Origin of the sequence: Enterobacter cloacae complex sp. 277I4 (assembly GCF_050031465.1) — a bacterium.
GTDB lineage: Bacteria > Pseudomonadota > Gammaproteobacteria > Enterobacterales > Enterobacteriaceae > Enterobacter > Enterobacter cloacae.
The window spans coordinates 2,786,846-2,799,865 of record NZ_JBLGWC010000001.1; the positions used below are offsets into that span (position 1 = coordinate 2,786,846).

At 49.9% G+C, this 13,020-nt stretch carries 8 protein-coding genes and 2 pseudogenes; 6 read left to right on the top strand and 4 right to left on the bottom strand.

The window, feature by feature from the left end; genetic code table 11:
* Nucleotides 1–2 precede the first annotated feature (2 nt).
* Together ACQG19_RS13560 and ACQG19_RS13565 are read right to left on the bottom strand one after the other, a co-directional pair.
* Nucleotides 3–1,316, bottom strand: a complete 1,314-nt coding sequence (locus ACQG19_RS13560; RefSeq protein ID WP_222168457.1) for an HlyD family type I secretion periplasmic adaptor subunit — start codon at nucleotides 1,314–1,316, stop codon at nucleotides 3–5.
* Nucleotides 1,309–3,033, bottom strand: a complete 1,725-nt coding sequence (locus ACQG19_RS13565; protein ID WP_274621707.1) for a type I secretion system permease/ATPase — start codon at nucleotides 3,031–3,033, stop codon at nucleotides 1,309–1,311. Before ACQG19_RS13565 ends, ACQG19_RS13560 begins: the two co-directional genes overlap by 8 nt.
* A 471-nt stretch (nucleotides 3,034–3,504) precedes the next feature.
* Between ACQG19_RS13565 and ACQG19_RS13570 the strand changes: the two are divergent.
* The 4 genes and pseudogenes from ACQG19_RS13570 to ACQG19_RS13585 form a co-directional block, all read left to right on the top strand.
* Nucleotides 3,505–3,669, top strand: a pseudogene (locus tag ACQG19_RS13570) (site-specific integrase); the annotation flags it as partial.
* A gap of 66 nt (nucleotides 3,670–3,735) precedes the next feature.
* Nucleotides 3,736–5,376, top strand: a complete 1,641-nt coding sequence (sapA, locus tag ACQG19_RS13575) for an ABC transporter substrate-binding protein SapA (protein WP_038419595.1) — start codon at nucleotides 3,736–3,738, stop codon at nucleotides 5,374–5,376.
* Nucleotides 5,373–6,338 carry a putrescine export ABC transporter permease SapB gene (gene sapB, locus ACQG19_RS13580; RefSeq protein WP_013096396.1) on the top strand — a complete coding sequence of 322 codons (966 nt, stop codon included), beginning with the start codon at nucleotides 5,373–5,375 and terminating at the stop codon, nucleotides 6,336–6,338. Before sapA ends, sapB begins: the two co-directional genes overlap by 4 nt.
* Nucleotides 6,339–7,108: 770 nt before the next feature.
* The gene (locus tag ACQG19_RS13585; RefSeq protein WP_426725924.1) at nucleotides 7,109–7,987 is read left to right on the top strand and encodes an acyltransferase family protein; all 879 of its coding nucleotides are present in this window, start codon (nucleotides 7,109–7,111) and stop codon (nucleotides 7,985–7,987) included.
* A gap of 5 nt (nucleotides 7,988–7,992) precedes the next feature.
* Here ACQG19_RS13585 and ACQG19_RS13590 read toward each other — a convergent pair whose 3' ends face one another.
* Both ACQG19_RS13590 and ACQG19_RS13595 read right to left on the bottom strand, forming a co-directional pair.
* On the bottom strand, nucleotides 7,993–9,024 hold the full coding sequence (locus tag ACQG19_RS13590; protein ID WP_003033020.1) for an IS630-like element ISEc33 family transposase: 1,032 nt from the start codon (nucleotides 9,022–9,024) through the stop codon (nucleotides 7,993–7,995).
* 1,557 nt (nucleotides 9,025–10,581) lie between these two features.
* Nucleotides 10,582–10,963, bottom strand: a pseudogene (locus ACQG19_RS13595) (Arm DNA-binding domain-containing protein); the annotation flags it as partial.
* Nucleotides 10,964–11,137: 174 nt separating this feature from the next.
* Here ACQG19_RS13595 and sapC point away from each other — a divergent pair.
* Together sapC and sapD are read left to right on the top strand one after the other, a co-directional pair.
* Nucleotides 11,138–12,028, top strand: a complete 891-nt coding sequence (gene sapC / locus ACQG19_RS13600; protein WP_020690956.1) for a putrescine export ABC transporter permease SapC — start codon at nucleotides 11,138–11,140, stop codon at nucleotides 12,026–12,028.
* Nucleotides 12,028–13,020: a peptide ABC transporter ATP-binding protein SapD gene (gene sapD / locus ACQG19_RS13605; RefSeq protein WP_013096394.1), complete on the top strand. Its 993-nt coding sequence runs from the start codon at nucleotides 12,028–12,030 to the stop codon at nucleotides 13,018–13,020. Before sapC ends, sapD begins: the two co-directional genes overlap by 1 nt.

Here is a 13,020-nt window from a genome sequence, read left to right on the forward strand (position 1 = left end):
CTTTACTCCTCGATGAACGACCGCGATGCACGATCCACAATGGGTTTCAGCAGATAGCTCAACAGCGAGCGCTCTCCGGCTTTAATAAAGACCTCTACTGGCATACCCGGTTTAACCTCCTCGCTCTTCAGCTTTTTCATCCCCTCCGGCGTAACGGCGATCTGAATCTTGTAGTACGGCTGCTGTGTGGTGGGATCGGTCTGGCGATCCGCTGACACCAGCGATACCTGGGCCGGGATTTTCGGCGTGCTTTGCTGGTTGAAGGCGGTAAACATCAGGGTAACGGGCATGCCCTTATGGACTTTATCGATCAGGGCGACGTCAATTTGTGAGTCGATAATCAGGGGGGAGGCCTGCGGGACAATTTCCAGTAGCTGCTCGCCCGCGCTCACCACCGCGCTGTCGCTGGCAAGCGCGAGGTTCATTACCACACCATCCTGCGGTGCGACAACGCGGGTCAGGGAGAGATCGACACCGGAGAGCGTCAGCTGTTTTTTGCTCTCGCTGACCTGCAGGCGAAGCTGGTCAATTTGCGTTTCAATATCTTTCCGGTTATCAATCAACCGCTGCTGCATGCCGCGTTTGAGCTGGGCGATCTGATTCCCTAACTCTACGATTTTGCTGCGGGTTTCACCCACCTCGCCCGCCAGAGACGCCGATTGCACCAGGATATCGAGATAGCGGTTACGGGGGAAATAGCCCTCTTCCATTAGTGGTTTCAGGTCTTTGAGTTGACGATTTAACAGTGCGAGCCCTTGCGCTTTCGTCTCGCAGGTTCTGGCAAGCGAATCGCGCTGGCGAGCCAGCCCTGCAATGGCCTGAGCGTCGTTTTCCTGAGCATTTTTCAGCGCCTCCTGCCGGGCATGCATAAGCTGGCGTTGCTGAGCCACTATGGGCTTGATCGCATCCCGCAGGGCTTCGTCTTCTGTCTCAGGGGGTAAGGTCAGCGTTTGCATGCCCGCCAGCTCAGACTGCAGGCGGCTTTCAGCAATGAGCGACGTCAGATAATGCTGGCGCGCAGCGGAGAGTTGGGCGAGCGTCGATTGCTGGCTGAGCAGCACCAGCAGGTCGCCTTTATGTACCGTCTGCCCCTCTCTGACGGCGATGCTTGTCACCACACCGCCTGTGGGTGCCTGAACGGCCTTACGGTAGCCGTCCACCACCACGGTTCCGGTGGAAACAACACCTTTATCCAGCGGCGCCAGTGCCGCCCAGAGCAAGAAAGATCCCAGACCTGCCAGCAACACTACCCAGCCAAGGCGGACAAACGGAACGACGTCAACAAGGGGCGTCTTCTGCGCATCGCTATTATGCATGGGCTTTTCCTTGTTCAGCAGGGACGCTGTGTGTCTTATTTACCGGGCGAGCTGACTGCTGTAAGAGTTGTGCCGTTGGGCCATAAAGCTTGGTTTTTCCGCCTTCCAGGACGAGCAAATGGCTGGTCAGCGGCAATATTCCCGGACGATGAGAAATGATGACAACGCTTTTTTTCTGCTGCCGGAGCTGCCGGATAACCTGCTGCAAAGCCTGCTCACCCGATTCATCGAGGTGAGCGTTGGGCTCATCAAGGATCACCAGTGCCGGATTGCCGTACAGCGCCCGGGCCAGGCCAATGCGCTGTTTTTGCCCACCCGACAGGGCCATACCCTGCTCGCCGGTCAGGGTGTTATACCCGTCAGGCATACGCAAAATCATGTCGTGGATCCCGGCCTGCTTTGCCGTGGCGATCAGTTGCGTTGAATCAATCTCCCCAAACTGGGCAATATTCTCAGCGAGGGTTCCCGTGAAAAGCGTAACGTCCTGCGGCAAGTAGCCGATTCCGGGACCCGGCTTCTGCTTCTGCCACTGGTAAATATCTGCCCCATCCAGCCTGACATCCCCCTCTCCGGCAGGCCAGACACCGCACAACACTCTGGCGAGACAGGATTTCCCCGATGCACTGGCTCCCACAATTCCCAGCACCTCACCCGGGTTTACCCGCAGAGTGATGTTTTGCAGTATGGGTTGCCGGGGGTTTCCCGGAGGGAAAACGGTGACATTCTCAACCGTGAGCACTCCCTGCGCAGCCGGCAGGCGTATGCTCTCCTGCGCCGGGGGAAAGTCTCCCGTCAGACGAACCACGCGTTCCCATGCCAGACGAGCTGACCGGTAGCCTTTCGCCACGCTGATGAGTTGTTCCACCGGTGACAGCGCTCTTCCGAGCAAAATTGAGCCCGCGATCATCATACCCGGCGAGATGTCTCCCAGAATCGCCAGCCAGCAGCCCAGCCCCAACATCAGGGACTGAAGCGCCATGCGTACGGTTTTGGTGACGGCAGACATCAATACAGCGCGTTCACTGGCCGCACTCTGGCTATAAAGGAACTGTTGATGTCCGCGCCACCAGCGCGCCTTAACGTTGTCAGTCATCCCCAGGGCATGCAGCGTCTCAGCAGATTGTAAGGAGCTGTTAGCCTGGTGATTTGAGATCAAGGCATACCCCCCCGCTTCATTCAAAAGTTGACGCGTCGTTTTTTCGTTAATAAACGCCAGGGCCAGCAGCAGACATGCGCCTGAAAGCGAGAACACCCCGAGCCAGGTGTTAAAAAGAAAAATAACGCCGAGGTAAACGGGAAACCAAATGGAATCAAAAACCGCAAATAACGCCGGGCCGGTAACAAACTGGCGTATAACGGTGAGGTCGCTGATAGCCTGCCCGGCATTCGGGCTGTGCTTAACGAGATTACTTTCACATGCAGCGGTATAGATTGCAGGCGAAAGCGCATTATCAAACTGATTACCCAATCGGATGATGACGATGCCACGCGCGTAATCAAGGAGTGCCATGACGGCAAACATAAATAACACCAGCAGCGTCAACATAAAAAGCGTTGTGGTATTCCCGGATGACAGCGCGCGATCGTAAACCTGCAACATATAAATAGATGGTGCCAGCATCAGTATATTTATGACCGATGAGAAAAACGCAATCGTCACGAATATGCGCGTGCGAACGCGTGCAAAATTCTTAATTAGCCCCAAAGGTTCAATCATTCTCTAACTCTCTGATGTTTTGGTCACTTCTCATGCCATGAGAAAGACGCGAGACGTCCATGATGAAAAAGATTTAACATTAAATATAAAAAAGCAGACAATCAGGCGCAGTGCCGTTCGGTATGCCCCAACAGAAAACTGTAATTTTCTTAGATGTTATGATGATTCATTTTATTCTTTTTTTCTTTCACCCTGCCAAATTGCAGGATCAGAGGGTCAGTATATAAATCAACATTACTCGTAACGCAACCATTAATTAAGCAAGTATACGTTTAGTGAATATTTCTTATTGTAATACATCGACTCAATAATAATTCACGCCATCACATCATGCTTGCACAGGATAAACAGCGCGCACTTTATTATGGGGTTTTATTGCCCACCCAATATCGCATCGCGAGGTAACGGGAAGATGTCAGTCGTGAGTTCCATCAGCCAATCACGCACGCAGTTGCTAACCGCATACGGTCTGTCGGGGCGAATCCTTCGTTTATAGCGAGTCAGACAGGGCATGAAAATGCTAAGATGGTTTATGAGGTATATTCAAAGTGGAGAGTCGGTATGAATGCCGATCAGGTTGGTATGCTGAATGAGCGACTGCAAACGCTACTGCCCCCAGGATGCCCTCAGGGATAAACGACACTGGATAATTTCGTTTAATATTAGTAAGATAGCCACTTAACATATCATACCTTAAAAATTATGCGTCTGGTTTTATCGTCCTTTTTTGCACTCAGTCTGTTCAGTAGCCAGGCCTTTGCTGCCCCCGAGCCAACTGAGCAGCCTGATATTCGTGACAGTGGCTTCGTCTACTGCGTCAGCGGACAGGTTGATACCTTCAACCCACAAAAAGCGGGCAGCGGCCTGATTGTGGATACTCTCGCCGCTCAGCTTTACGACCGTCTGCTTGATGTTGATCCGTACACCTACCGTCTGGTGCCGGAGCTGGCGGAAAGCTGGGAGGTGCTGGACAACGGCGCAACTTACCGTTTCCGTCTGCGTGATGACGTTGCGTTTCAGCATACGCCGTGGTTTACCCCCACGCGCAAGCTGAATGCAGACGATGTGGTCTTTACGTTCCAGCGTATCTTCAACCGCCATCACCCCTGGCATAACGTCAACGGGGGGAACTTCCCCTATTTCGACAGCCTGCAGTTTGCCGACACCGTTAAAAGCGTGCGCAAACTGGATAACCGGACGGTTGAATTTTCCCTGACGCGCCCGGATGCCTCTTTCCTCTGGCATCTGGCGACCCACTATGCGTCCGTCATGTCCGCTGAGTACGCGGCAAAGCTGAACAAGCAGGATCGTCAGGAGCTGCTTGACCGCCAGCCGGTCGGCACCGGTCCGTTCCAGCTGGCCGAATACCGCGCCGGGCAATATATTCGCCTGCAGCGCCACGAACACTTCTGGCGCGGCACGCCGCTGATGCCGCAGGTTGTGGTCGACCTCGGGTCTGGCGGTACAGGACGGCTCTCAAAGCTGCTGACCGGCGAATGTGATGTGCTGGCCTGGCCTGCCGCCAGCCAGCTCACTATTTTACGCGACGATCCGCGCCTGCGCCTGACGCTGCGCCCGGGTATGAACATTGCCTATCTCGCTTTTAACACCGATAAGCCGCCGCTGAATAACCCGGCAGTTCGTCATGCGCTGGCGCTGGCCATTAACAACCAGCGTTTGATGCAGTCCATTTATTACGGCACCGCGGAAACCGCCGCCTCTATTCTACCGCGCGCCTCGTGGGCGTATGACGGTGAAGCCAAAATCACGGAATACAATCCGGCAAAAGCACGCGAACAGCTTAAAGCGTTGGGCGCTGAAAACCTGACGCTGCAGCTCTGGGTACCGACCAGCTCTCAGGCATGGAACCCTAGCCCGCTGAAAACCGCCGAGCTGCTGCAGGCCGATATGGCGCAGGTCGGTGTAAAAGTGATCATCGTTCCGGTTGAAGGGCGTTTCCAGGAAGCGCGCCTGATGGATATGAACCATGACCTTACGCTGACGGGCTGGGCGACTGACAGTAACGACCCGGACAGTTTCTTCCGTCCGTTGTTAAGCTGCGCGGCAATAAACTCACAGACCAACTACGCTCACTGGTGCAACCGCGAGTTTGACGCCGTTCTGCAAAAAGCGCTGGCGTCACAACAGCTCTCGTCACGCATTGATGCCTATGATGAAGCGCAAAAGATCCTCGCTAAGGAACTGCCCGTGCTGCCGCTGGCCTCTTCCCTGCGTCTGCAGGCCTATCGTTACGATATTAAAGGCCTGGTATTGAGCCCGTTTGGCAACGCCTCCTTCGCCGGGGTCGACCGTGAAAAAGAACAAGAGGTGAAAAAACCATGATCATTTTTACCTTGCGTCGACTCCTGTTACTGCTGGTGACGCTCTTTTTACTGACCTTCGTGGGCTTCAGCCTGAGCTACTTTACGCCGCACGCCCCGCTTCAGGGATCGTCGCTGTGGGATGCCTGGCTGTTCTGGTTCAACGGCCTGCTGCACTGGGATTTTGGCGTCTCCAGTATCAACGGACAGCTTATCTCTGAGCAGTTGAAAGACGTGTTCCCGGCCACGATGGAACTCTGCATTCTGGCCTTCGGCTTTGCCCTGATGGTGGGCATTCCGGTGGGCATGCTGGCGGGGATTTATCGCAATAAATGGCAGGATAAATTTATCAGCGCCCTCGCCCTGCTCGGCTTTTCTATCCCGGTCTTCTGGCTGGCGCTGTTGCTGACGCTTTTCTTCTCTCTGACGATGGGCTGGCTGCCGGTTTCAGGCCGCTTTGACCTCCTCTACACGGTTAAATCGGTGACCGGTTTCGCCATTATTGATGCATGGCTATCTGATTCCGTCTGGCGTCACGAAATGATCGTCAGCGCCCTGCGTCATATGGTGTTGCCGGTGCTAACGCTTGCGGTGGCGCCAACAACCGAAGTGATCCGCCTGATGCGCCTGAGCACCATGGAAGTGTTTGATCAGAACTACGTTAAAGCTGCGGCCACGCGCGGGCTTTCACGCCTGACTATCTTGCGTCGTCACGTACTGCACAACGCGCTCCCGCCGGTTATTCCGCGCCTTGGGCTGCAGTTTTCGACCATGCTGACCCTGGCGATGATCACCGAGATGGTCTTTAGCTGGCCAGGTCTGGGCCGGTGGCTCATTAACGCCATTCGTCAGCAGGATTACGCCGCCATTTCAGCAGGCGTCATGGTGATTGGTTCGCTGGTGATTATTGTTAACGTGATTTCCGATATTTTGGGTGCAATGGCCAACCCGTTGAAGCATAAGGAATGGTATGCCTTACGATAGTGATTATCGGGTTGCATTTATTTCCATTTAAAATCAATGTGATAAGTACAGGCGCCGCTATTAATATTGAGTTTTAATACGCACATTTGTACACATTGTTTTTTTGCTCCAACAGTCTCAATCGAAACATGGGCTGTTGGAGCTATCTTATCTGGCCGATGAAGCCGACCTCGACATAGCTTAAGGCACGGTGCCTATTGGTCGTAAAACGACGTGCTCGGTACCATAGTTTTTCTTTCGTGCGAACAAAGGTCGGCTCCACCTCTATCTGATATTCTGCAGCGACGTTCCAGCATAGTATAACAGACCGCCATTGATCAACGCGCGTGTCGAAACTGCGGCTGCTAGCAGAATGCTTCAAGTTTTATGGTAACACGGTTGAGCACTCAGTTTCGCAAACGGATGGCTCGACTGGAATGATAAGACGAGAAAATCCTGGAAAGATACATGTCATATACGCATTTCGATTACTACTTGTTGATGGCGTTTGCGTCATTCGATACAGGATGAATGTGGTGCGTAAGAATACCTATCTTAGGCATATCAACAAGAACATCGCCTTCAATGAACAGATATGGTGGCATGGCGTAAAACAAAATTCAAAATCCTACCTTATTTGACTCCAACTTTAAGAGATTCGGAAGTTTAGTGGCATTTCCATCATGGGAAGACCATGCAATTACGCGCGTACGTTGAAAATCGTCATTATTTACTTTACCCTCAGAGATAGTGTATTATGTTGTAATGTTAAAATAAAATTCAGTTGAAAAATGAAAGCCGACAATAAAATCTATTCATTACATTATATGAGGGGCATAGCTTGTGTTTTGGTTGTGCTATTCCATTTTAGAGGGGCAGTGAACGGCGTATATGCGCAAAATGATCTAGGTAATCTTTTATTCTTGCACGGAGCGATAGGTGTCGATTTATTTTTTATGATTAGCGGGTTTATAATTGCCTATGCTACTCAAAAAAAAGAGTCTCAATTGTCATTTCTTTCCAAGCGATTCTTTAGGATTTATCCTGTTTATATAACATGCCTTCTGTTATTATTTTTTAGCACTTCCCAAACTTTTGATTTGAATTTTATTAAATCTATATTTTTTATACATTTAAATTATGACGATCATGCTCCAGTATATGGTTATACGGCCATATTTTCTGCGTGGACATTAACATATGAGATTGCGTTTTATGTGCTGTTTATGGTGGCCATGGCATTAAATCACAAACATCGAGTAATGCTATGTATTCTCATTATTTTAGTAATTAATTTAACTCTTCAGACATATTTCAATAATGGAGAGTATAATCTTACAGCTTCAACGTCAGCGAATTATGATGGTCCATTTATAGGGCTAATAAAAATATATTCCTCTCCAATGATGCTAGAGTTTGCTATAGGCTTAATTGTCTTTTCACTCCATAACTGCTTAGATTACCTAAAAAACATCAACAACAAATATATTTTTAATTTTTGCATTTCAGTAGGCTTTTCTTATGTTATATACTGCTACATGTCGGGATATGGTACATTTATTGGCCCTAAAGGATATGGCGTTATCTCTCTGATTTTATTTGTATGTGTTATTTCATGGGAGAAGGTTTATGGGATGAAGAAAAATAAGACGCTAAATAGCTGCGCCTAATACCGCTACACTTTTGCCTGACCATGTTTTCCTCCGGGGAATGGGCTGGCGGTTTCCATAAAATGGCGGACCTTTTTCAGTAACTGCCACATTGAGCGGCACTGATGATTACGGGTTATCGTGTCATGAAGTGCCTGCCATAGCCGTTCCACATGATTCACCCACGGCGAGTAAACCGGCTGGTAAATTACCCTGAACTTGGGATTTGCTTTCAACCAGCGCTGTGTTTCGCGGCTTTTATGGATAATGTAGTTATCAACGATCAGCGTGATTGTTTTCGCCCGCCGGTAAGTGGCTTTCAGGTGCTTCAGCAGAGCGATAAACAGCGCTGAACTTTTGCTGTTGCCGCCCACGTAGCTGACTTTACCCGTGCCACTGTGCAGTGCGCCGGCCAGATAGTATTTTTCGTTCTGCCCCGGCGTCACTACCCGTTTCTGCTGTCCGCGCAACTGCCAGTCCGCACCGATTTTAGGATTAAGGTGAATATCCACTTCATCTTCATAAAATACCGGATGCTCTGCGTTGCATTCATCCAGCGCTTTGTGGATTACCGCCATCTTTTCATCTTTATGTGGGTCACGGATGCGCAGAGTTGGCGCGGCCCTGCGCCATACAAGCCCCGCAGATGGCAACCAGCGGCGAACGGTTCCTGCATGTAACTGGCAACCGGTTATCTCATTGATTTTTATTGCCAGTAATTCGGTGCTCCAGCGTGAACGTTGATAACCAAAATCGCCGGGAGAATGCTTTATCAGCTCACGTAACAGGGTGCAGATATGTTCAAAAGGCCAGCGTCGGGAGCGCCCTGCGGGTAAGGATTTCAGGCCTTCAATACCTGAGTGCGTAAACCAGTTAATCCAGCGACCAACGGATGAACGGGCACAACAGAGAGTTCTGGCAACATCGCTGACCCGTTCACCCCGATGAAGCATCAGCATGGCCGTGAGTCTGCGGGCATGATTTTTATCGCGCGTTTTATGAATAGCTTTCTGCATCAGGCGTCGTTCGCCACGGGGTATTGGTGCTATGATCGGCATCGCTCAGTCCGGTTGGTGGTTTTGGTTGGTTTGGCGAATGATCAGATCGCGCAATCCGGGCTGAGTTCCCTTTCAGTGATCTACTATTCCGCGCAGCTATTTAGAGTTTTTAGGCAATATTTCATATAGTCTTTACCTAACTCATATAATTACACACTTCATATTTAAAGAATATCAGTCAACGATCCCTTTGCTATCAACTGGGGTTGGCTTTAGTAAACTTTTTATTATGATGTCAATATCAATTTTACTGGCCTCAGTTTTATATGTTACAATTGAGAAACCATTTATTTTAGCTGGAAGAAAATTACTAAACAAAAAACAGCATGAAAGATGTTACTCGTCTGCTCATGAAAAATAAGGTCTTTATAGAAATGGGAATTTTAGATTCCCCTCTAAAACTGAGGGCTGTAACTGATCTGTTTTTTTATACAACAACATGGCGGAATATAATTTTAATTCTGCCTGAGCATTTATGCGTACCATAGTATGCTTGGTTCTTGTCACAACTTAAATGACAGCAAGCCAAATAAAGCACAAATATGAGAGAATAACCCCATCATTGGGGTTATAGATAATTTGAAATACATGACGAAATTTGGGTAATTCTTACTATAACCCTACTCACATTGTAATGGTGTCTTCCTAAAGCATTCAGCTAAAAAACCTGAAATGGGAATGTTGACATTCTCTTCCATTCACCATAGTCGACAGCATTAATATTTCTTGACCATAAAATCAAATAGGGCATTTAATTGCTACATAGAGCAGTCACACAGAAATTTTGACGTGGCAACATCTCTTATCAATATATTATTACGCAGATATTCTTTATTATATTATTGCACATAAGACATCCATTCGAGTTCCTTTACGGTATAACCCCAAAACTAGGGCGTTTATTCTCATCGTAAGTAAAGTCACGGAACGGAATAAGTAATACGCTATATCCTATTCAAATTAAATAATCAGATCCATCTTTTTACTTTGAGACCGCAACATTTGAGCAGTTCTTCAGCATTTTCGTCAACAAATATGAGAACTACAACTGAATCGCCGACATTGAGGCATCCGCAAAACTGCTGGGGCTTTGCATATTCCAGTATATGCTAAACCATACGCGCTTTACCTATTAATTTAAATACTGATGAGTAATCAGCGACGATCTTAATAACTTCACCTACTCCGCCTCAAAGCGACTGCGTAATTTGGCATAAGAGGAATGGCCACAGAAAACACCTATATAGTAATAGAGGAACATAAGGCACCAACTTCTTTTCCACCACTCACTCAATTTTCTGTGCAGGCTTTGTGAGCTAGTTGAAGGCTGCCGCCGGGATGATAGCTCAATCAGTCGCAACCTTGCCGCTCCAACTCGCAGGAAATCCTGCCGATAACATGACAATCGTCATGCAATACATTTAGTCTAAGCAGTGGTGCATGAACCCGTTCTCAGCGGTGCAAAAAAACACACCTAGCCAACAGCCTGCAAGGTTATGAAGAGTTGTTTGTTAATACTATAATTACCAGTTATTTCCACAGCACTGCATTAGAAAGGTTCTTCAATTCCCGGCCATTTACCTTGTATTTACCAAGCCCTGGGAAAGGGGTATTGCTTATCCCAATAATCAAACTATTACTTCTAAAGTAATCATATTATTTTTTCCTGTCTCACCAGTACGGTCTTTTGTCTTTGGTCCAACACTTTTGTAAGCCAGGCCCTGAGCAGCTGTCTACGCTCATATGCTTGCGACAGAGATATGGTCAGCTAATCACCAATTGTCAATTGATTCGCTTTTCCATTCCATCTTTAACGGTAAAAGAATGTTATACTATCGGATGTAGGCAATCTGACATTCATGCCATGAGCGTCTGGAATAATCTCGATTTTGTCTCTTTTGTTGCATAAAGCTTTTCGAAGTTTTGTATGAATAAGCAATGTGCACACTCAGGGAGAAGTCATACAGATGATGTACACATTCATCGGAAATTGATAACCTTCTAATTATTGTGTAATACCCAATATCAAAGCACTCAAAGCAGGCAAGTTATTGGCATATCAGCATTTTTCAAAAGACCTAAAGCATGACAAACAAACTTAAAACGGATTCATATGCCCTACGATAGCGTATACAGTGAAAAGCGCACGCCCGGTGCGCTACGTACCGTGTGGCGTAAATTCTATGGTGACACCACGGCAATGATCGGCCTGTACGGCTGTGCCGGTCTGGTCTTGCTGTGCGTATTTGGATCGTGGTTTGCGCCGTACGGTATCGACCAGCAGTTCCTCGGCTATCAACTGTTGCCCCCGTCGTGGTCACGCTATGGGGAAGTTTCCTTCTTCCTGGGCACCGACGATCTGGGCCGTGATGTGCTGAGCCGCCTGCTGAGCGGTGCCGCCCCAACGGTGGGTGGCGCGTTTGTGGTGACGCTTGCCGCCACAGTTTGCGGTCTGGCGCTGGGCATTTTTGCTGGCTCCACCCACGGTCTGCGCTCGGCGGTGCTGAATCACATTCTGGACACCCTGCTCTCTATCCCATCGCTGCTGCTGGCGATCATTGTGGTGGCCTTTGCCGGGCCGCACCTGACGCATGCCATGTTTGCCGTGTGGCTGGCAATCCTGCCCCGTATCGTTCGCTCTGTGTACAGCATGGTGCATGACGAACTGGAGAAAGAGTATGTTGTTGCTGCCCGTCTGGACGGTGCCACCACGCTGAATATTCTCTGGTTTGCCGTCCTGCCGAATATCGCAGCCGGGCTGGTCACCGAGATCACCCGCGCCCTGTCGATGGCGATACTGGATATCGCTGCGCTGGGTTTCCTCGATTTGGGTGCCCAGCTGCCGTCACCGGAATGGGGTGCGATGCTGGGCGATGCGCTGGAGCTTATCTACGTCGCCCCGTGGACAGTTATGTTACCGGGTGCGGCCATTATGGTCAGCGTGTTGCTGATTAACCTGCTGGGCGACGGTATTCGCCGCGCAATTAATGCGGGGGTGCAATAATGCCGCTTCTTGATATCCGCAACCTCACCATCGAGTTTAAAACCGGTGAGGGCTGGGTTAAGGCTGTCGATCGAATCAGCATTACCCTTGCTGAAGGTGAAATTCGCGGGCTGGTGGGCGAATCCGGCTCCGGGAAAAGCCTCATCGCCAAAGCCATTTGTGGTGTAGCGAAGGACAACTGGCGCGTCACCGCCGACCGCATGCGTTTTGATGATATTGACCTGCTGCGCCTCTCTCCGCGCGAGCGTCGCAAGCTGGTCGGCCATAACGTCTCGATGATTTTCCAGGAGCCACAATCCTGCCTTGACCCGTCCGAGCGCGTAGGTAAGCAGCTGATGCAGAATATCCCCGGCTGGACTTATAAAGGCCGCTGGTGGCAGCGTTTCGGCTGGCGCAAACGCCGCGCCATTGAGCTGCTGCACCGCGTCGGGATCAAAGATCATAAAGACGCAATGCGCAGTTTCCCCTACGAACTCACCGACGGTGAATGCCAGAAAGTGATGATCGCCATCGCGCTGGCCAATCAGCCGCGTCTGTTGATTGCGGATGAACCAACGAACGCGATGGAGCCGACCACGCAGGCGCAGATATTCCGTCTGCTGACGCGGCTGAATCAGAATAACAACACCACCATTTTGCTGATCAGTCACGACCTGCAAATGCTCAGCAAATGGGCGGATAAAATTGATGTGATGTACTGTGGGCAAACGGTGGAAACCGCCCCCAGTGAAGATCTGATCACCACGCCGCACCATCCCTACACCCAGGCGCTGATTCGTGCGATCCCGGATTTTGGCAGCGCCATGCCGCACAAGAGCCGTCTGAACACGCTGCCGGGTGCGATCCCGCTTCTGGAATCATTGCCGATAGGCTGTCGTCTTGGGCCACGTTGCCCGTATGCTCAGCGTAAGTGTATTGAAACGCCGCGTCTGACGGGGGCGAAAAACCATCTTTACGCCTGTCATTTCCCGCTGAACATGGAGAGAGAGTGA